This is a genomic window from Alteromonas lipotrueae (genome assembly GCF_019249215.1).
GTDB lineage: Bacteria > Pseudomonadota > Gammaproteobacteria > Enterobacterales > Alteromonadaceae > Alteromonas > Alteromonas lipotrueae.
Genome location: NZ_JAESDI010000011.1, coordinates 115,764 through 137,383, shown reverse-complemented (window position 1 = coordinate 137,383; position 21,620 = coordinate 115,764). Strand labels below are relative to the sequence as shown.

The window sequence follows — 21,620 nt, the reverse complement described above, 5'->3', positions numbered from 1 at the left end:
TGTTCCTTTTGTATTTGTTATTTACGACTAGCTAATAAACGTTGGTAAGCCTTCGCGCTATTTTTGAAAGTACGCTCTTGCGTATTAAAATCGACGTATACGAGCCCGAACCGCTTTTCATAGCCCTCTGCCCATTCGAAGTTATCCATGAGGCTCCAGGCGAAGTAACCACTCACTTTCACTCCAGATTCAATCGCTTCGTTAACTGCATTTAGGTGGCCAATGTAATAGTCTATTCTATCTTCGTCGTCTACCATACCATCTTGAACTACATCTGCCATGGCAGCCCCGTTTTCGGTAATGTATACAGGGGGGAGGTTATAGCGTTCATGTAAAGAAACGAGTAGTTCACGCAAGGCTTCCGGGTAAATTTCCCAACCAATATCCGTCATGGGTGCTTTGTGGGCGTGCTCGTGAAATAAGTCTTCTGCTTTATGTGGTGCAGAGTAATGAAGACGGGTATAGAAGTTAATGCCAAGAAAATCTAAAGGCTGGCAAATAATTTCCATGTCGCCTGATTCAATAGGTGGCTTGTCATTGTCTGCTAATGCGTCGATAACATAGGGATAACTCCCTTCCATTATTGGTTGCATATACCATTGATTTATATATTGATCTGCCATTTCCGTGGCGAGCTTATCGGCGTCTGAATCTGATGCGCTATAGCATGGCGTAAAATTTAACACGATACCGTTTAAGGCATCAGGTGCATTTTTCCTTAGCACCTGCATACCTAATCCGTGGGCGAGTAAAATGTGATGAGCGGCAGTTCGACCGAACTTTCTTCCTTTCCGTCCAGGCGCATGCACACCAATTTCATAGCCTAAATATGCAGAACAAAATGGTTCGTTGAAGGTAGCATAGGAATAAACTCGCTCACCAAGGGCTGCAGTAATTTTGTCTGCATAGTTTGCAAAATCGTAAGCGGTTTGACGATACAGCCACCCGCCTTTTTCCTCTAAATACTGTGGTAAATCCCAATGATAAAGAGTGACGAATGGTTTTATATTCGCCTCATTTAGCACGTCAAGTAATTGAATATAAAAAGAAACGCCCTTCTCATTTAGCTCTCCATCCTGATTCATCACTCGTGGCCAAGAAATAGAAAAGCGATACGCATCTACACCAAGTTGTTTGAGCATTTCAACATCATCACGCCACCTAAGAATATGCTCACAAGCTACAACACCATCAGAATCATCAGCTACTGCCCCGGGCGTGCGGCAAAAAACGTCCCAAATACTTTCCATTCGATTTTCAGCATCCCCTTCTATTTGAAAAGAAGAAGTCGCTGTTCCAAATGTAAATTGTTTATCTAGCATTGGGCTTGTTTTGGGTAGCTCGATGTCTTTCATCATTTCATAGGGTCCTATTACAATTCTGGATAATGTAGCAGGGTGAAGATTTAGTAATGCTTGAGAGATAAGCGCAACAGATGACTTCACCTATTTTGTTTATAGCATGAACTCAACATTTTGAGAAAGCGCTTTCTTTGTAAAGTTGTTATTTTTTATCTTTACGTTGAAAAATCACCGTTTACATTTGGACTGGGGGCGCTCGGTATGGCCGCTTCGGATAAGACTTTAAATCGCTGATTTTTAATTATAAATTTAATTTTTAATAAATAGGCGATGTAAAGTTGGGTTTTCGTTGTGAACTTTGTGTGAAAAATATGTTGATCTTTAGTCTGGGATGTCTTAGTTTTGAGAAAGCGCTTTCTCCTGTGGGTGTTTCGTTGGTAAACCTGAGAAAGCCCTTTCTTGGGAAGCGCTCATCACTCAGCACAACATAAGAGAGAAAGACAGTGACACATAACAAGCTATACAAATCTAAAATCGCTACTAGTCTGTCTTTAATATTGGGAACAGGCCTGATGTTCCCAGTACAAGCACAGGAGGCTAGCGAAAGTGACAATATAGAAGTCATTCAAGTATCTGGGATTCGAAGCAGTGTTCAAGAATCGATGGGCATTAAGCGTGATTCAGCGGGTGTTGTTGATGCTATCTCCGCTGAAGACATTGGTAAATTTCCTGATACTAACTTGGCGGAATCCCTTCAACGTATTACGGGCATATCAATAAGCCGAAATAACGGTGAAGGTAGCCAAATTACGGCACGTGGTTTCGGACCAGATTTCAATATGGTGACGCTAAATGGAAGAACGATGCCAGGCGCCGCTTTACCTAATGGTGGTAGTGTTGGTAATTCCCGTGCATTTAACTTTTCTGATTTAGCATCTGAAAGTGTTCGTGCTGTAGAGGTTTATAAAACCGGTCGCGCAAGTATAGCTACTGGTGGTATTGGTGCCTCAGTTAATATTCGTACCGCAAGACCATTTGATGCTTCTGAAACTGGGATCATGGCCAGCGTAGGCGCGAAAGCATTACACGACACCACAAACCGCGTGGGTGACGATGTCACGCCAGAGTTATCTGGTTTTATTAACTACTTAGACGACGACAGAAAATTCGGCGTAACCTTTACTGGTTCTTATCAGCAACGTGATAGTGCCGCACAAGGCGCATTCGTCAATGAATGGCGAGTAAATCCATTTAATGGCACGGTACCACAGTCTCCAGATCCGGCTAATCCAGATAGTGGTGATCCTATCGTTTTAAATAATGCACCAGCGATGGGGCAATTATTTGGTATCCCTTCAGATTTACGTTACTACATGGCGGACAGAGAGCGTGAGCGTACAAACGCCCAGCTTACTTTTCAGTATGCGCCAAGTGATGATCTCGTGGCTACCCTAGACTACACGTATTCAAAACAAGACTTATATGAAGCTCGTGCAGAACAGTCGATTTGGATGGACGACCGTTACTTTACTAACCTAACCTTCGATGACAATACGGTTAAAACACCCGTGCTGATTACGCAAGAGCGTAGAGATTTATTGCCTCGTGACTTAGGCTTAGCGATACAAGAGCTTAATCAGGTTAACGAAAATAAGTCAGTAGGTTTTAACGTTAAATACTTTGCTACCGATGATTTAACGCTGCATTTCGACTTGCATAATTCTACTGCAGAAGGTAGACCAGATTCACCTTACGGTACATGGACAAACCTTGGTCTTGGTGCGAACGTTGCCCGCGGTCAAGGTGTCGATTTCTCCGGTGAATTCCCTATCATGATGCTAGATTTCGACGATGTTTCTCGTACGAATCTAAACGGAAACGGCGTGCTTGACCAAGACGATGTGGGTACATCAATTCTTGATATGAACTTTGCTTCGCAAGAAACGGAAATTACCCAAGCTCGCATTGACGGTAGTTATGCTATGGATACCGGAAGTATTAACTTCGGTATTGAATCTCGTGCTATGGAAAGTACATCACTACAATCACTAACCCGACATACTATGGGTAACTGGGGTATTGAAAATCCAGGTGAATTGCCAGCAGGTTCATTAACCCCTCTCGATTTAGCCAGTGAATTTAGCGACTTCAATACCACAGGTATGTTTTCACAAGGGTTTACCGGAAGCGTGGCTGAAATTGGTGCCTTCGCTGCCCAAGAGTATGGTTTCGATTTACTTGCCAACAACCCATTTGCCACTAACCGGACTATTGAAGAAGATATTACATCGGTTTATTTTGAACTCGATTTATCCGGTGAACTCAATGGTATGGAATACAACTTATTGACCGGTATTCGTTACGAAAATACGGATGTCACGTCTATTGCGAATATCAGCCTACCTAGCGGGATCGCATGGGAAGGTAACAACGACTTTAACGTTCGTTTTGGTAGCGACATGGAAGATGTTGAAGTTGATTCAAGCTATGACCATTTCCTTCCTGCGTTAGATTTCGATATCGAAGTGATGGAAAATGTGATTGCGCGTTTCTCCTATAGCAAAACCATTGCTAGACCGACTTATAACAACTTAAGTGCGGCTTCTACTGTTGGTACGCCAAGTAGCCCCACCCTCCTTAGCGATGGCCCAACGGCTACGGCGAGTTCAGGTAACCCTGCCCTAATACCTCTTGAGTCAGACAATGTAGATTTATCGCTAGAATATTACTTTGATGAAACCAGCTACGTATCAGTAGGTTTTTACGATAAACGGGTTAAAAACTTTATTGGTAACGAACAAGTTGAAGAGAACATATTTGGGTTGACGGATGCTACGGCAGGTCCTCGTGCACAGGCAGCTATGGACGAACTTGAAGCCCGCGGCATTCCTATCAGCGATACCTCGTTATTTAACATGGTCGCTGCAATGGAAAATGGTGTCGATTACGACTCTATGACCGACGAACAGTTCGAAGCGGAATACGACATTATTCCAAATGGTGATGACCCATTGATGACTTTTATCAATTCGAAGCCTGTGAATAACAAAAACGCCAATATTTACGGATTTGAGCTGGCTGCACAGCACTTCTTCGGCGATACCGGTTTTGGTATTCAAGCGAACTATACAACGGTTACCGGTGACATCGGGTTTGATAACAACGCTAACCCAAGTATTACTCAGTTTGCGCTAGTCGGCTTAAGTGATACCGCTAACCTGATATTCATGTATGAAATGGATGCACTTCAAGCACGTATTGCCTATAACTGGCGTGATAAGTTCCTTGATACGACGTCTCAATATGTGAATGAGCCAGGTTATACTGAAGCATACTCACAAATTGATTTTAGTATGTCGTATGAGGTGACGGACGCATTGACGGTATCGTTCGAAGGGATAAACATTACCGATGAAAATATTCGTCGACACGGAAGAACTAGCGCAATGCTATGGAAACTAGATGAATTAGGCGCACGTTACGCATTGGGTGCTCGTTACACCTTCTAAGTAACTGGTAAGCTAAATTGATAAATGGCCTATTGGGGTGGAATGTATTGCACCTCAATGGGCTTTTTTGTCATAGTGGATCCTAAAGAAAATACTAAATTAAACACAACGCTTAGTAATAAAGAAACAACCCCCTACAAAAAATGAAAAGGGTAAACAGTGTCGAACCAACCTATTAAGCATGTAGTCATTGTGGGCGGTGGAACCGCTGGTTGGCTGTGCGCTGGAGTATTAGCCGCTAGGCTGGGTAAAAGAATAAGCAACAGAACAAATACCAATAGCAACAACCCAAACCACGCACAAAACATCAGTGATGAAAGCGCCATACACATTACACTGGTGGAATCGCCTAATGTGCCAAGTATCGGCGTGGGAGAAGGCTCTTGGCCTTCGTTACGAGATACACTTCAAGAAATAGGTATCAAGGAAGCGGATTTTCTTACTTGTTGTAATGCATCCTTCAAACAAGGCTCTACCTTTGCGGGTTGGCGAAACGGCCATCAAGATGACAAATACCAACACCCTTTCACTACACCCACAGGCTATACTGAACTGGATATTCACCGTTGCTGGCAACAGCTTTTCAGCAGCGAATCGTTTGAGCAAAGTTTCTGCTTACAACCCGATATTTGTGATGCTGGGCTAGCACCAAAGCAAAGCTCAACACCAGAATATGCCTACGTGCTCAATTACGGCTATCATTTTGATGCCACTGCACTGGCAACCTTGCTCACCAACCATTGTAAAAACAACCTAGGTGTAAAGCACACCCAAGCACATATTGCGAATGTGGTTGGTCAGGATAATGGCGATATCGAGTCGCTGGTGACTGAAAACGGCGATACGATAAAAGGTGACTTGTTTATTGATTGTAGCGGTCAACAAGGGCTATTAATCGACAAACATTATCATGTGCCATGGCATTCAGTGTCGTCGGTGCTGCTAAATAACCGCGCCGTGGCAGTACAGGTGCCTTATGGCAGCAGCGACATAAAGGCTTCCGCCGATACAATTGCTTCAACGACAATCGCCACTGCCCAAACCTGCGGATGGACATGGGATATTGGCTTGCAACACCGTCGTGGTGTGGGGCTAGTGTATGCCAGTGACTATGCAAGCGAGGAAAACGCAGAATCTCTCTTGCGCGAGCACTTGGCGAAGCGGTTACCCCAAAGTGAAATAGAAAACCTTAAATATAGACATTTACAGTTTGACCCAGGCTATCGAAAGCAGTTTTGGGTAAATAATTGTATTGGTATGGGAATGTCAGCAGGCTTTATCGAGCCGTTAGAGGCCTCGGCAATTGCGATGGTTGAGCTAGGTATTCGCATGCTGTGCGACCAGTTTCCGCAGAACCGACAACACATGAGCCACGTGGCCACGCGTTACAATCAGCGTTTTACCTATCGCTGGGAAAGAGTTATCGACTTTTTAAAACTACACTATGTGTTAAGCGAAAGAGAAGAGCCCTATTGGTTGGCACAGCGAAGCGAGTCAAGCATTCCAGATTCGCTAAACGCGCTACTCGATTTGTGGCAATATCAAGCCCCTTCTCGTTACGATCTTATTGAAAACGAAGAAATCTTTCCCTCGGCAAGCTATCAATACATTTTGTACGGTATGGGGTTTCACACCAACGACAGACAGCTTGATAAAAACAGCAACATGGTTAAAAAAGCCTTCGCGTTAAAACAAAGTCTACAACAAGGCAAAAGCCAACTACTTGCTGGGTTGCCGACCAACCGCGATTTACTCTCCGCCATTTCTCATCAATTAGAGAAAGACACCACAGCAAATAATAACGACAAGAAAGAAGGACCTCGCCATGATGTCATCGGTTTCCGATAATCTAAACGCTATGGGTACAGGGGCGAAAAACAGCCCAGTGAAGCGTGTAGTAATTGCAGGGGGCGGCACCGCTGGCTGGATGGCCGCTGCTGCGCTTTCAAAGTTACTTGGCAAATCACTATCCATTACGCTGGTGGAATCTAAAGATATAGGTATTGTTGGTGTGGGCGAGGCGACAATTCCTCCTATTCGCACTTTTCACAAGTTATTAGGCATAGACGAAAAAGCCTTTATGCGTGCCACCAATGCCACCTTTAAACTGGGTATAGAGTTTGAAAACTGGCGAGAGCAAGATCACAGTTATATTCATTCATTTGGCGTAACGGGTCGAGAGTGCTGGGCGGGCGAATTTCATCACTTTTGGCTGCGAGCAAAAGCCCTTGGTTTTGGTGGTGACTTTGGTGACTACTGCACCGAATTAAAAGCGGCACAAGAAGGCAAGTTTGCCTATGGCGAACGCATGCCAATGAACTTTGCCTATCACTTTGATGCCGTGGCTTACGGACGCTTTTTAAAAGGGCTGGCAGTAGATGCGGGAGTGACGCATATTGAAGGTGATATTCAACATGTAAGTAAATGCTCACATACTGGTTGTATATCTAGTGTAAAGCTATCGGATGGTCAGGAAGTTACAGGCGATTTATTTATCGATTGCACTGGGTTTAAAGGACTGTTGATAGAAAAATCACTTCATACCGGGTATGAAAACTGGAGCCATTGGCTTCCCTGCGACAGTGCTTTGGCAGTACAAACCGCGTCGACGGGCGCGCCCATTCCTTATACAAAAAGTGTGGCACATACTGCGGGATGGCGCTGGAAAATTCCGCTTCAAAATCGAGTGGGCAATGGTTTAGTGTATTGCAGTAATTATATGAGCGATGACGAAGCCAAAGACACCTTATTAAGTGCCATTGAAGGCGAAACTCTAAATGAACCAAGAATTATAAGATTTACACCAGGTAAACGTCGGTTAGGGTGGAATAAAAACTGTGTTGCATTAGGGTTAGCCAGTGGTTTTATCGAACCTTTGGAGTCTACTAGTATTCACCTGATCATGACCGGTATTGTACGCTTAATGCGCTTGTTTCCATTTGATGGAATAACCCAATCGACGGTAAATGAATACAATAATAAGTACAACAGTGAAATGGCAGCCATTCTCGATTTTATTGTGATGCATTATAAAGTGACCAACCGAAAAGACAGCCCATTCTGGGAACATTGCAATAGCATGGACATTCCGTCCTCCCTCACCCACAAAATAAATCTGTTTAAACAAACTGGGAGAGTGTTCTTAGATGACGGTGATATTTTCCGCGTAGATTCATGGACACAAGTTATGATGGGGCAAGGCGTGGTGCCACAGCAATACCATAGGGTGGCCGATGAAATGTCTGAAACCGAACTTGAGCGGTTTCTAGCCGGCTTAAAACAGCAGGTAGACAACCAGGTATCAGCGTTACCGTCTCATCAAGACTTCCTTGAGAAATACCTGTAATTAATACAGCGAATTTGATTATTCTGTTTCGCCATAAACTCATTCAATGATTAGGCTAATTATTTAGTTATTGTGAACTGCTAAGCTATAGCTAACGTTAAGCATTAGCGCCTAAATTAGTAAAGACGTTGCCAATAACGCTTACTCAGTATTGGATGTAATCGTTAAAGATGAGAGTTGGGTTCCAGCGTATATGGAAAGCGTGGGTGACATAGTGTCGAAACACGGTGGGGTATATTTAGCTAATAGCACTAACTACGAATTTGTAGAAGGTAGCGGTAATAAAGAAGCGGCGCGGGTTATTATTGAATGGCCATCTGTAGATGCTGGTAAAGCGTTTATGTCAGACCCAGCTTATCTTCCCCATTTAAAAGGGCGTCAAGCCGGCACCATCAGTAATCACTTTTTGATTGAAGGCAAAGCCTGATATTGCGTTAGCGCAGTGTCCGCGGCATTAGTGTCGCGTTGGCTCTTTAACAACACGCCGTAAGCACTATGCCGGAAGTGTGTAGATTAGTTTTCTATCCAAGCTCGGCCTAGTGCGAATGGAAGTGTTATCAATTAGCGTGGCATATTCCCAATCTGCTTTAGAATACTGCCGAAGGCTTTGCCACCATTTTTTTGAATTTGCTTATCGAAATATAAACTACCTAAAACAAAAACGGTGATGTGGCCTACCGAGCGCCATGTCGCATGGGTTTTGCCGTCGATTTCTTTCAACGTAATTTCACCTAATTGGTGATCATAAGGAAGTGGTTTTGACTTCACCACTTTATAACCCAATTTATAGGGAGGATCGTAAGCGACTATTTCTTCATGCAAGTTGGCTCCACCCGCAATAATCTCTCGCACAGCACCAAGACCATTTTGTTCCAACTTACCTTCAACAATAAGGTTGGATGCTTCCACGCCTTTAAATTGTGCATAGTTTGCATGGTCACTTAACGTGGCAAAAACAAAGTCTATTGGCTGGTCGATAATGCGCTCTACATGAATTGAAAACATCCACTGCCCCTGATGAATTTATTGTTATTGAGTACGACTGATTTACTCACTGCTTACTCAAATATAAAGCAACAGATATATAGCTCAAATAACCTCTTTTGATTTGTAACTATAGGTAGGGAAGGCGCTAAGAGTACTTATGGTAAAAGCTTAAAAAAACCTCGCGATATAGCGAGGTTTCTAAGTTTATTGTTCGATTTACCAAGCGCTAGAGAGCTTTATTCTATATTCTGAATTTTCTTACTGATTTAAATAATAATATCTAATATATTCAATATCTTGAAAGTTAAATTTATCTAGTGATTCATGAGTTAATCACCGTTAAGTCACCACTTCTTAATTGCCTAACTATATTAAAATACTCTTTGCATTTTGAATTTTCCATCGCAAGAGACGTCACCGAACTCGAAAGTCATCAACTCATCATTATTAGCGCCATGCCTGCTTTTAGGCTTCCTTACTTTAATTACAGTCTTAGAATCAGTGCTTTGTTTTTTATCTTTAATAGCGATCAAGATGTTATCAATTGCACGTGCAATTTCAGAATGACCACGATAGTTTCTGGAGTCTTTGTCGGTATGATGAAGAACTAAAACTGCTTTGTTTAGTTCTCTTAGCTCATCTAAGCAGTCGTTGTAATAGTTCCAGTCATTTTGTGATAGTTCCTCTGCTGAGCGATACAGCGAAGACAGGTTATCTAAGATGACCACTTTGGATGCTCTTATGTCTGGCATCAGTTTTTCAAAACCATCAGGGTGAGTAAGATCTGGTATACCAGATTTAAAAGACCTTTTATGAATAATTTTCAAATAACCCTTAGTTGGTCTTTTGCCTAAATAATCATAAATTAGCTTAAACCTTTGCTGTATTTGATATTTACTAAGCTCTGAATCAACAAACAGTACAGGTTCAGGCTTCGTTGCTGTCATACCAAAGCAGGGTGTTCCTGTAGCGACACATGCTGCAATATACTGTGTAGTAATCGTCTTTGCTCCTCCTGCCAATGCAGCGAGCATAGTGGCTTCACCCGATACTAAAAAGTTTGGGACAATTATATTGGGAGGTTCGATATCTGCTGACAATATCGCATTAATACACTCTCCAACACCCGAATTCCCAGGTGTGTTAGATTCTTGCTGCTCATCAAAATCAAAAGATAATTGGCTCATTCTTTTCCTTGTTAAAAATAATAATTGTTGTGAGCAAATATCTAAGATTAGGTTGTGCAAATTATTTTGATTCGAACAGTCTTTTATAAAAATCACCAAAATTTGCATCAAAGAAACTTACTAATAAGCACTCCCCCCTTTAAAGGGGGGAGTGCTTATTAGTAAGTAGAGCTTGCAAAGCTTCATAAACTCATTAGGCGAAGCATCATGAAAAAAAAAACTTTAACGCAGTTAAACAACAAACCGCGTAAGCAAAAAATAACGAAGTTGATTTTGCAGCGAGAGCCATTTGAAAAATGCAAAAGCGCATCTCAAGTCGCCATAGGCGAGCGGAGCAACCTGGTTCGGTGTATTCACCTCCGAAGTTTCCCGAAGCGGGTTGCTCCGCTCCCATAGGGTAAGTGGAGATGCGCTAATCAGTGACGTCAGTGATGGAATCAATGCCGCAGTTGTAATTGATGTATCAATGGAAACAAGGAGTTAGTGATTGTCTCCTTTCTTGTTGTATTTAAAACGATAGTTTCTCTTGCCTTCTTCTGATTGCCTGCAATAAATCAGTCCCCAGCACCTCAGTTGAAGGTAATTCGCATACCTTGCTGCTACTTAATTAAACAAGAAACAAAGGAATGTTTTATGATCACAGTATATGAAAGAGGTATCTTATCAAGATACATCCAGTCGAAATCAACACAAGCCAAGCATCAAGCAAAACTGTATTGTATGCTTGATTGGATACTCCGTTGGGGGTATACCAGTCCATCGGTATTAGTCGCATTGTGGGGGCTAGATCGCTCTGTCGTGAATAGAATGCTTCGTCGATATGTAGACGAGGGTGCTGTCGGCGAAGTGCCAGTCTATTCTTGCCGAGATAAGCGGGTATTTATATTAAAACCAGCAGGGCTACGTATGTTGGAGGATTTCCATCAGCAAGACTTCAAATATGGTGTTAAGTCTTCCGGTTTTCCTAAAAAAGAGTTAAATCATGATTTGATGGTTCAGTACCTTGTTGCTAGAGGCGTAAAGTCAGGGGAGTATCAGTTCTTTGTAAATGAATCAGAGCAAAGCAAAGACGGAACTGGACGCAAGCGTCGTCTTGACGCAATTGTTTATAATGGTGAAGAGTTAATAGGTCTTGAAGTTGAATGCTCTTCGAAAACAATTCCGTATCGTTTAGATATTATCCGTCGCTACAAAACTGCGATTTCTGAAGAAAATAAAGTGAACAGAATTTTGATGATTAGCCACAAGCGCAGATACGTCAAAGATGCTGAGCGTATTCACAACAAGCTCTTTGATGAACCAGAAAACAATCTTGAAAGATCATTTTTTGAAGCGCACATCAAGTATGTTTATAGCAAGCAGCTTATAGCTGAGCTATACGAATCGTTTTGGGCTTTCTAAGTTAGTTGAGAGGGAAAAGGCAGGTGAAGCGATATTCCGCAATCCTGCCTTTATTTGTATCAGGAAGAGACAATCAAGGCATACCGCCATAAGAAAGCTCAAAGGTGCCGAGGTTTGCATACCCAGCTTTAATATGTCATTCGTGATTGAATGAGCCGCAGCCTGCAAAAGCCGCAAAGTTAACCTGTACATCTATACGTAGTAACTATGGGGGCGAAATATTAAAACTGCTGATGTTCGGGAGTTTTAACAAATAAAAAACCGCCCAAACAGGGCGGCGATGCTAGTTTACTAACTAGCCAAAAATTGCTGATATGATTTCTTCCATACGGTTTTAGACGCATCAGAAAAGAACCCTCGCTGATCTACCAAGAATATTCGTTTGAAAGCTTTAGTGCTTACATTGTCAATGCAGTATTCCGAGATATCTGTCTCAAATAGGTGTAATACAACGTCTATATCACTAGCTCCAATATATTGGCTTTGTAAAGCTTTTGGCAGTCTAGACTGAAGTTCTTTACTGAGAGAAATGCCGTTAATGCCTGATCCACCCAAGTGCAGATAAATGCCTTGTTTCGAGTCAGGTTGAAACATCATAACCACACGCGATACATCGTCCCAAGGACTTCGAGATTGGCGTGCGTAACGTTTAAAAAACTCAATTGTATCTGTCATCATTGTTACTCAAAGTAGTTGGCCTATGAGTAACAAGGTTCATGCTATGGTAATTAGCTGGTTTTCATCATACTTTCTCGTTTTTTTTGAGCGTCACGTTAACGCTAAAGTTAAAAGTGGCTAGCTTTCGAATCTCGGCTTTCCATAGTGTGTTTTCCTTAGTAGTCAGAGCTGGCTATATATTTAGGTGATCACCAGATGACTCATATCTCAAGCGTCGGTGAAGTCATCTTACAAATAAAAAAAACAAAAAATAAATTATGATTATGCTTCACTTACCAATCATCAACCCCGCCACAACTTGAATCATCAAAGGTGTTAAAGGTATCCGAACTAGAAAAGTCGTTATCAAAGCACGAGTTATGATCAATACCATCACCTATGGAGGTCACCCCGTATGGGTTCCCATTTATATCAACACTGCCACACATTGGTGAGCCATCTACATTTACACTTTGCTCACTATTAGAAACTGAATCGTCAGAACCAAACAAGAAGCTAATTAACCCCATAAAAATCACCACTAATAACGTTAAGTTACTGACAAATTGTCGCAAAAATGCTAGGTTTTGAAAGCACTTTTGTAGTCGTTAGACGCCTACAAGTGCTTTGCTGAAGAAAAGTAAAAATAGAATTCAAAAGGGTGATATAGGGACATAGATAAACCGTTTGATTGCAATATAAATTAATCTCAAACTCATCACTAAATAATTGTATCGCTAAGCCAAACTAGACTAAGTTCAGCCATGCCTAATTATGTTCCCTACCTAAACACATCTTTACCCAATATGCGCTTATCAAGCTAAGGCAACATTGGTGATAAATAAAAGAATTACAGAGTTATGCGGCTTTCAATAAGGGCATAAGTCCAAAATACATTGACAAGTAGCGCTGTAGATGGCGAATACTTTTGGAAGACTAAAATGACAACGAACGCAAACTTCTCTCAAACTGCTACTTTCATCTGGTCAGTAGCTGACTTACTTCGCGGTGACTTCAAACAATCACAATATGGGCGCGTTATTCTTCCCTTTACGTTATTGCGCCGTCTTGAGTGTGTATTATCAGAATCAAAAGACGCTGTTGTTACACAGGCTGAAAAAATAAAGGCCATGAACCTGCCTGAAGAAGCACGGGAAAAAATGCTTCTTCGAGCGACAAATGGTTTGTCATTCTTTAATACCTCGCCAATGAATCTAGGAAAGATGGGTCAGAGTGATATTAAAGACAACCTTGAAAACTACATTCAGTGCTTCTCAAAAGATGCCCGTGAAATATTTGAACACTTCAAATTCGACGAATTTGTTGGTCTGCTTGACGATGCTAACCTGCTTTACAAAGTCGTAAAGAAGTTCGTTACTACAGACCTAAGCCCAAAAAATATATCAAATCACGATATGGGTTTGGTGTTTGAAGAACTAATCCGACGCTTCGCTGAAAGTTCTAACGAAACTGCTGGAGAACATTTTACTCCTCGCGATATTGTTCGCTTAACTACCTCTTTAGTATTTATGGAAGATGATGATGCGCTAACGAAGGAAGGCATTATCAGAACCATATACGATCCAACGGCAGGCACGGGCGGTTTTCTCTCATCTGGGATGGAATACGTGCATGAGCTGAACCCTAATGCAGTCATGCGAGCTTTCGGGCAGGAACTTAACCCAGAGTCTTACGCTATCTGTAAAGCCGACATGCTTATCAAAGGGCAGGATGTCAGCCGTATCAAACTGGGTAACACCTTATCGAACGATCAACTACCTGCCGACCAGTTTGACTACATGCTTTCTAATCCACCGTTTGGCGTAGACTGGAAGAAAATTGAAAGTGACATTAAAAAGGAGTACACCCTAGAAGGCTTTGATGGCCGCTTTGGGGTAGGTTTGCCACGTGTATCAGATGGTTCCTTACTCTTCCTTATGCATCTCATCAGTAAAATGCGAGATACACAGCCTGTTGATGGTGTTGTCAGTAATGGCGGACGTATCGGCATCATTCTAAACGGCTCACCACTGTTTACTGGTGGTGCCGGAAGTGGTGAAAGTGAAATTCGACGTTACATCTTAGAAGCTGACTTGCTGGAAGCTATCGTTTCATTGCCGACTGACATGTTTTACAACACAGGTATTGCTACTTACGTTTGGATCTTAACCAATAAGAAAAAAGACGAGCGTAAGGGCAAGGTACAGCTTATCGATGGCTCAAACCTCTACGGAAAAATGCGTAAGTCTCTTGGTTCCAAACGCAATCAGATGAGTGACGACAACATAAAAACAATCACTCACGCCTTTGGTGATTTTGAAGTCATAGACGCTCGTGAAATAGATAAACCATCAAAACAAAAATCAAATCGTGGTCGTCAGACCGCCAATGCGAAACAAGAAGCGCCAAAGACGTTTGCCAGCAAAATATTCAATACCTATGAGTTTGGGTATCGCCGTATAACGATTGAAAGACCATTACGTTTATCTTCTCAAATCACCGATGAAGCCATTGAATCCCTGCGTTTTGCACCCAAGCCTTTCAATGTAGTAATGGAGCGAATTTACAGTGAATTTGGTTCATCATGGAATCAAGATAATTACGGCGACTTAAGCCAGGTTCAGGTAGAGGTTCGAGCACTGATTAAAGCAGAATTCAGTGAGCTAAAAGAAGCGCAAATTAAAGACGTGCTGAGCAGTAAATTATGGTTGTTCCAGAAAGCGTTAATGGAAAAGGTGCAAAAACTTCAGACTAAACTAGCTGACATTGCAGGTGGTAAAGACAAGCGTTCAGATGACTTTAACCAATTCGAAATCGATTACAGCAAAGCCCTGAAAGCACTAAACATCAAATTTGATGCAAAAGAGAAAAAGCAGTTTCTGGATGCAGTAACGAACAAAAATCCAGATGCAGAAAGTGTTGTTGATAAAGCGCTGAAAGGTAAAGAAGACCCACTTTATGGTGCGTATGAATACGAAGGGCCTGTTAGCAAGTGGAAAGGCAAAGTGGTGTCGTTTAAGCAAGACGGAGACTTACGTGATAACGAAAATGTGCCGCTAGACCCAAGCATTGCAACGTCTGATTTGATCGAAACATACTTTTTAAAAGAAGTCGCGCCCCATGTTTCAGATGCATGGATTAATGCTGATAAGCGAGATGAGAAAGACGGTGAGATTGGAATTGTTGGCTATGAAATTCCGTTTAATCGGCATTTCTATATTTACCAGCCACCTCGTGATTTAGAGGAGATTGATGAAGATCTTGATGCAGTGAGCGCTGAGATTTTGCAACTTCTTCAAGAGGTTCATTCTTAATGATTGAATTTGGGAGATATTCTAAGTCTGTAGAGTCCGGTATCGATTGGTTGGGAGATATTCCTGAGCACTGGGACACGTTACGTTTAAAATTCATTTTCAATATCCAGAAACGTATAGCTGGCGAAATTGGATACGATGTTTTATCTATTACTAATAAAGGGATTAAATTAAAAGACATTGAAAGTGGTGAAGGCCAGCTTTCAATGGATTATTCTAAGTATCAGTTAGTTGATATCGGTGATTTCGCTATGAACCATATGGACTTATTGACTGGCTACGTAGATATATCTGAATTCAATGGCGTAACTAGCCCAGACTATAGAGTATTTTGTATAAGTGATAATTCAAAGTTTCACAGCAGATATTATCTTCACTTACTTCAACTTGGCTATAAGCAGAAACTCTTCTTCCATTTAGGGCAAGGTAGTGCGCATTTGGGGCGGTGGCGATTACCAACAGAGTCATTCAATAACATAGTTTATCCAGTACCTCCAATAGATGAGCAGATCAAAATTGCGAATTTTCTTGACCACGAAACCGCAAAAATCGACACCCTAATCGAAAAGCAGCAACAGCTAATTAAGCTCCTTAAAGAAAAGCGCCAAGCGGTTATTAGTCATGCCGTAACTAAGGGCTTGAACCCAAATGCACCAATGAAAGAGTCTGGTGTGGAGTGGTTGGGTGAAGTGCCAGAGCATTGGCAGGTTACGCGAGCTAAGTTTGTCTCTAAAATATTCGTACCCCAGCGTAATAAACCTGATATTAATGATTCTACTGGTACAGTTTGGATTACTATGGAAAATATGGGGCAAAAGTACATTTATGAGACTGAAAAGTTTATTTCCCCTGAATCCGCAAAAGCTGCTGGTTCTAAGGTTTTGAAAGCTCGCTCTGTAATTGCAAGTTGTGTTGGTAACTTCGGTATTTCTTCCATCAACAAGGTTGATGCTATTATTAACCAGCAGTTACAAGCATTTCAGCCTAAGAAAATCGAACCTGAATATCTTCAATCAATTGTTGAAATATCAAAACCTTATTTTCAATCCATTGGAACGGCTGCAACACTTATATATGTTAATCAAGAAGGCTTTGAGAATTTACCAGTATTAGTTCCACCACAAAATGAACAAGAATATATTTGTAGCTTTGTTGAAGGCAAAGAGGCTAAGTTTCGTGATTTAGTTGGTAAATCAATAATTCAAATTGCTTTGTTGAAAGAGCGCCGTTCAGCTTTAATCTCAGCCGCTGTAACAGGCAAAATCGATGTTCGTAATTGGAAACCAACAGATAATAAGAATACAGAGGAAGTTGAGGTAACAGCATGAGTATGGATGCAACGCAGGAACGGATTTTCCAGGACGATATAATTAATCAAATGTTGGTCAACGGCTGGCAACTAGGTCAGCCTGAAAACTACAACTGCGAATCTGCTCTGTATGAACAAGATGTTCTGGCTTTTATAAAAGAAACCCAGCCAAAAGAATGGGAGAAGTTCTGTAAGGTATTTCCTATCGATTCAGATCGCCATTTCCTCGACGCGTTGGTCTCTCAGTTAAAGAAAGCGGATATTAATGCGACAGACCAGGCGTCTAGAACCTACGGCACCTTAGGTGTTTTGCGTCATGGATTAAAGATTCGCAATGCCCGTTTTTCTCTTTGCCAGTTTAAACCAGAACATGATTTAAACCCTGATACGCTCAATCGCTATCAGCAGAATATCTGCCGTGTTGTGCCTGAGCTGGTTTATAGCCCTTATGCAACGGCAGAGCATCTTGCTGAAACGGGAAAGGCGTCTAAGAAATGGCGTATTGATCTCGTTTTATTTGTGAATGGGCTACCAGTATCAACGCTTGAGTTGAAGTCCGAATTTAAACAAGCAGTTGAGAATGCGATTAAGCAATACAAGCGAACCCGTTTATCTAAAGACCCCGCCACCAAGAAAATCGAGCCTTTGCTGTCCTTCAAACGCGGTGCGCTCGTGCATTTTGCCGTTAGCCAATATGAAGTGTATATGGCCACTAAACTCGCTGGCGATGACACATTTTTCTTACCTTTCAACAAAGGTACAAGCGAAGGTGGTGCGGGTAATGACATTCCAGAAGATGCTGACCGCTATGCCACAGATTACCTTTGGAATGAGGTACTAACGCCCGATAATCTGCTTAATATCATTGGTCGGTTCATCCATCTTCAGATTGAAGAAAAAGAAGATTGGGAGGGGCGCAAGAGTAAAAAAGAAACGTTGATTTTTCCTCGCTATCACCAGTGGAACGTTGTCACTGAACTGATTAATGCAGCGGTTGAAGAGGGGACAGGTAATAAGTACCTGATTCAGCACAGCGCAGGCTCCGGTAAATCCAACTCAATTGCATGGACAGCACACCAGTTATCTACATTGTATGATGCAAATGGTAACAAGCAGTTTCACTCCGTAATTGTGGTTACTGACCGCACGGTTTTAGATGACCAGCTACAGGATACCATTTATCAATTTGAACACGCTGATGGTGTGGTAGGTCGTATCAACAATAAAGAAGGTGATGGCTCCAAATCTGAAAAGCTTGCTCAGGCTCTGGAAACATCTCAACCAATCATCATTGTAACTATTCAAACCTTCCCGTTCGTCTTACGCGCAATTGAAAATTCTACATCACTGAAACAACGCAGTTACGCAGTGATAGCCGACGAAGCCCATTCTTCACAAAGTGGCTCTACGGCGCGTCAGTTAAAAGAAGTTTTGATGACAGACGAAGCGGACGATGATACTGAACTAACTTCTGAAGATATTCTGGACGCAACTATTGCAGCTCGTAGAGGTAGCGCTAACCTGAACTACTATGCGTTCACTGCGACACCGAAAGCTAAAACGCTGGAACTATTCGGGCGCTTACCGAATCCAGATATGCCCGCTTCAAAACAGAATAAACCGGAAGCCTTTCACGTGTATTCCATGCGCCAGGCTATTGAGGAAGGCTTTATTCTGGACGTATTGAAGAACTACACCAATTATCAGGTAGCGTATCAATTAGCGCAGAAAATTGAGGCGGCTGACAAAGAGGTTGATAGCAAGAAGGCGAAGGTCAAGCTAAATCAATGGGTGCGCTTGCATGAGTACAATATTTCACAGAAAGTGAAGGTGATTGTAGAACATTACAAAGACAACATCATGGGGTTGCTTGGCGGTCAGGCCAAAGCAATGGTGGTAACCAGCTCACGTAAGGAAGCGGTGAGATACAAACTGGCTCTTGATAAGTATGTTACTGAGAAAGGGTATCAATCGATACGAGCGTTGGTTGCCTTTTCTGGCGAAGTCGAATTCAACCCCAACGATCCTGATGCCGTTGCGTTACTTAATCAGAAATTCACTGAAAAGGGCATGAATCCTGACTTGAAGCAGGACATGCGAAAGGCGTTTGATACAGATAGTTATCAATTGATGTTGGTTGCAAACAAGTTTCAGACCGGATTTGACCAGCCAAAGCTATGTGCGATGTACGTGGATAAAAAGCTCGGTGGGGTGGAGTGTGTACAAACGCTATCTCGTCTAAACCGAACGTACCCTGGTAAAGCCGAAAGTGGCACTTTTGTGCTGGATTTCTTCAACTATCCCCAAGATATTCTCGATGCATTCCAGCCCTATTATCAAACTGCTGAACTAACGGATGTCACCAATCCTGATATCGTGTTTGAGTTATTTGAGAAGCTTCGTACCAGCGGTATATTCCTCTGGAACGAGGTAGAGCAGTTCTGTGATGCTTTCTTTACCAAAAACAAATCCAATGCCGCTATCAGCAATATCTGTAAGCCAGCAGTAGATAGATGGCAGAAACGATATAGCTCAGCCGTAGAAGCCTATTTACAGGCTAAAGAAATGTTCGAGCGAACTAAGAAAACAGGTGATGCTGTATTGATAGCTAACGCTGAAAACAGCTTTAAAGATTGCAAGCAAGAAAAAGACAGGCTTGAGATATTTAAAAAAGACTTGGGAAGTTTTACGCGTTTCTATGAGTTCATGTCTCAGATTGTGGACTATGACGATAAAGAACTTGAAAAGCTGAGCTTGTACGCAAGACATTTGCGCCCATTGCTGCGGGAGAAAGTCATTGACGAAGATGATATTGATTTAGCAAATGTGGTTATGAGCCATTATCGTTTGTCTAAAATTCGACAGCAGAATATTAAGCTTCAGGAAGACAGCGCTGATTACAAGCTTGAACCAAATAGTGATGTTGGAACAGCAAAAGCCAAAGACAAGAAAGAAGAGTTTATGTCTAACATTCTTGCTCGCTTGAATGAGGTGTTCATCACCGACAACCTCACTGATAAAGACATGATCAATTATGCGTTTACCGTGCGTGACAAACTCACTGAAAACGATGCTGTAATGACGCAAATTGCTAACAACACCCGTGAGCAAGCAATGCTCGGCGACTTCCCTCAAGCAATTGATGACGCCATCTTAGGTAGCAGCGAAGCCCATCAAGAGCAGATGATGCAGTTGTTATCAGATCCATCTAAAACTGCTCAGTTTGCAAGAGTGGTTTTTGATATGTTGAATGGGTTTAAAGGCCAGCAAGGTAAGCAGGAGTTGTAATGGTTCAGGATTTAGTGAAAAGCTGGTTTAGCGACAACAAAGTGAAGATCACAAGCCCAGTGCTAGGTGCTTTCATGGGAGCGTGGGTACTTTTCAACTGGAAACACTTTCTACTGCTTTTTTGGGGTAAAGGTGACCTAGAAGTTAGGCTAATTGCATTTGAGAAAGTAATTACATGGTCAAATTACAGTATTTGGTTATGGCCGTTGTTGGTCGCATTAGTTTATGCCTTTGGCTTACCCTATTTTAATGTACTAAGTCACAAGTTATTGAAGCAGGCTGAAGAGTGGCGGCACGATGAAGTTGTAGATATTGATATCATAAAAGCTAAGAAGAAGGCTGAATTAAATGAAGAGTTATACAAAGGTAATCCTGCTAATCCTTACTTGGGCAAAAAGCTAGAAGCTGAGTTGAAACAAAAAGATGCTGACGCTGAAAAAGCACGTGCAGATGCGGATAAAGCAGCCGCTGAATCCAAAGAAGCTATTGCTAACCAAGAAAAAGCAGAGTCTGAAGCACAACAAGAAAAAGCTAAAGCTTCTGAAGCACAACGTAAAGAAGAGAGAGAACAACACTTTCATGAGATTGCTAAAGCAAAGCATCATCAAGAGATAGTGAACTCGCACTTTCCAACACTTTATTTATTTCTCGATACACTATCTAAGTCATTAATGGTCGATGATCTTCATGTCTCAATAGGGCTAATGTCAGAGGCTGTAGCCACTTGCTTTGGCTTTGATGATGTTGATGCAATGCTCACTGATAATGCCTTTACAATAAGCCAATTAGAAGAGTTAACCTGTGTTGTTTATGATGATAGTCAATTGCTTAATGATTTAAAGAAAGTTATCCAAAAACACAAAGAAGTAATTGATGAAGGAGAATTATTTGACCACTTGGTTGGAATGTTTGAATTAGTAGATAAGTTTAGGTTTATTTCGTCTGATCTCATGGAGGATGTTGCGAAAGAATTTATAGATGATACTAGTAATGTTTTCGATCTAGTTAATCATGAAGCCGTTAGTGGCCCAATAGCCGATAGTAATGCTCATTCTTTTGGTGTAGAACATACAGAGTTTATTGATATTGATAAAACAACAGAAGGGTACTTCTTAGCGGAAGCCTCAGCAAATATTCAGGGCGAAATGGCTGATGATAGACCATATTCAGGACATGAAATAAGCGCGAACTTTCAGTACATATATAAACCTATTATTGGTCGAAACGGTTTTGGAGTGCCAGAAATTGAAGAAGTGTCAGCTTCTCTCGATAGAGAGTATTAAAGAAAGAGACTTCTAGAGAAACAAAAAAGTCAGCATAA

At 41.8% G+C, this 21,620-nt stretch carries 14 protein-coding genes; 9 read left to right on the top strand and 5 right to left on the bottom strand.

Features of this window, described 5'->3' with window-relative positions:
• Positions 1 to 17: 17 nt before the first annotated feature.
• Positions 18 to 1,355: a GH1 family beta-glucosidase gene (locus tag JKP82_RS14575; protein ID WP_159534764.1), complete on the bottom strand. Its 1,338-nt coding sequence runs from the start codon at positions 1,353 to 1,355 to the stop codon at positions 18 to 20.
• 518 nt (positions 1,356 to 1,873) lie between these two features.
• On the opposite strand from JKP82_RS14575, the gene JKP82_RS14570 reads away from it, so the two are divergent.
• The 4 genes from JKP82_RS14570 to JKP82_RS14555 all read left to right on the top strand — a co-directional run bounded on the left by JKP82_RS14570 (position 1,874) and on the right by JKP82_RS14555 (position 8,583).
• Complete coding sequence (locus JKP82_RS14570; RefSeq protein WP_246604401.1) at positions 1,874 to 4,810, top strand: TonB-dependent receptor; 2,937 nt, start codon at positions 1,874 to 1,876, stop codon at positions 4,808 to 4,810.
• A 159-nt stretch (positions 4,811 to 4,969) separates the two neighbouring features.
• Positions 4,970 to 6,658, top strand: a complete 1,689-nt coding sequence (locus JKP82_RS14565) for a tryptophan halogenase family protein (RefSeq protein WP_159534214.1) — start codon at positions 4,970 to 4,972, stop codon at positions 6,656 to 6,658.
• A complete protein-coding gene (locus tag JKP82_RS14560) occupies positions 6,636 to 8,156 on the top strand; it encodes a tryptophan halogenase family protein (protein ID WP_218397597.1) in 1,521 nt (506 codons plus the stop codon). Before JKP82_RS14565 ends, JKP82_RS14560 begins: the two co-directional genes overlap by 23 nt.
• A 151-nt stretch (positions 8,157 to 8,307) precedes the next feature.
• Positions 8,308 to 8,583 (top strand): DUF1330 domain-containing protein, encoded by a 276-nt coding sequence (locus tag JKP82_RS14555; protein WP_220099964.1) that lies wholly within the window; start codon positions 8,308 to 8,310, stop codon positions 8,581 to 8,583.
• A gap of 134 nt (positions 8,584 to 8,717) precedes the next feature.
• Here JKP82_RS14555 and JKP82_RS14550 read toward each other — a convergent pair whose 3' ends face one another.
• On the bottom strand, positions 8,718 to 9,161 hold the full coding sequence (locus JKP82_RS14550) for an SRPBCC family protein (RefSeq protein ID WP_218397595.1): 444 nt from the start codon (positions 9,159 to 9,161) through the stop codon (positions 8,718 to 8,720).
• 353 nt (positions 9,162 to 9,514) lie between these two features.
• Positions 9,515 to 10,330: an AAA family ATPase gene (locus JKP82_RS14545; RefSeq protein WP_218397592.1), complete on the bottom strand. Its 816-nt coding sequence runs from the start codon at positions 10,328 to 10,330 to the stop codon at positions 9,515 to 9,517.
• A 633-nt stretch (positions 10,331 to 10,963) separates the two neighbouring features.
• Here JKP82_RS14545 and JKP82_RS14540 point away from each other — a divergent pair.
• Positions 10,964 to 11,731, top strand: coding sequence for a hypothetical protein (locus JKP82_RS14540; protein WP_218397590.1), 768 nt, complete (start codon positions 10,964 to 10,966; stop codon positions 11,729 to 11,731).
• A 291-nt stretch (positions 11,732 to 12,022) separates the two neighbouring features.
• On the opposite strand, the gene JKP82_RS14535 is transcribed toward JKP82_RS14540, so the two are convergent.
• A complete protein-coding gene (locus JKP82_RS14535) occupies positions 12,023 to 12,409 on the bottom strand; it encodes a hypothetical protein (RefSeq protein WP_218397588.1) in 387 nt (128 codons plus the stop codon).
• Positions 12,410 to 12,681: 272 nt separating this feature from the next.
• Positions 12,682 to 12,918, bottom strand: a complete 237-nt coding sequence (locus JKP82_RS14530) for a hypothetical protein (protein ID WP_218397587.1) — start codon at positions 12,916 to 12,918, stop codon at positions 12,682 to 12,684.
• Between the two features lie 411 nt (positions 12,919 to 13,329).
• On the opposite strand from JKP82_RS14530, the gene JKP82_RS14525 reads away from it, so the two are divergent.
• Genes JKP82_RS14525 through JKP82_RS14510 form a run of 4 tightly spaced genes read left to right on the top strand, consistent with a single transcriptional unit; the run spans position 13,330 to position 21,582 of the window.
• Positions 13,330 to 15,702 carry a type I restriction-modification system subunit M gene (locus JKP82_RS14525; RefSeq protein WP_218397585.1) on the top strand — a complete coding sequence of 791 codons (2,373 nt, stop codon included), beginning with the start codon at positions 13,330 to 13,332 and terminating at the stop codon, positions 15,700 to 15,702.
• Positions 15,702 to 17,030 (top strand): restriction endonuclease subunit S, encoded by a 1,329-nt coding sequence (locus tag JKP82_RS14520; RefSeq protein WP_218397583.1) that lies wholly within the window; start codon positions 15,702 to 15,704, stop codon positions 17,028 to 17,030. The genes JKP82_RS14525 and JKP82_RS14520 overlap by 1 nt, the downstream gene beginning before the upstream one ends.
• The gene (locus JKP82_RS14515) at positions 17,027 to 20,299 is read left to right on the top strand and encodes a type I restriction endonuclease subunit R (protein ID WP_218397581.1); all 3,273 of its coding nucleotides are present in this window, start codon (positions 17,027 to 17,029) and stop codon (positions 20,297 to 20,299) included. The genes JKP82_RS14520 and JKP82_RS14515 overlap by 4 nt, the downstream gene beginning before the upstream one ends.
• On the top strand, positions 20,299 to 21,582 hold the full coding sequence (locus JKP82_RS14510) for a hypothetical protein (RefSeq protein WP_218397579.1): 1,284 nt from the start codon (positions 20,299 to 20,301) through the stop codon (positions 21,580 to 21,582). Before JKP82_RS14515 ends, JKP82_RS14510 begins: the two co-directional genes overlap by 1 nt.
• Positions 21,583 to 21,620: the final 38 nt, after the last annotated feature.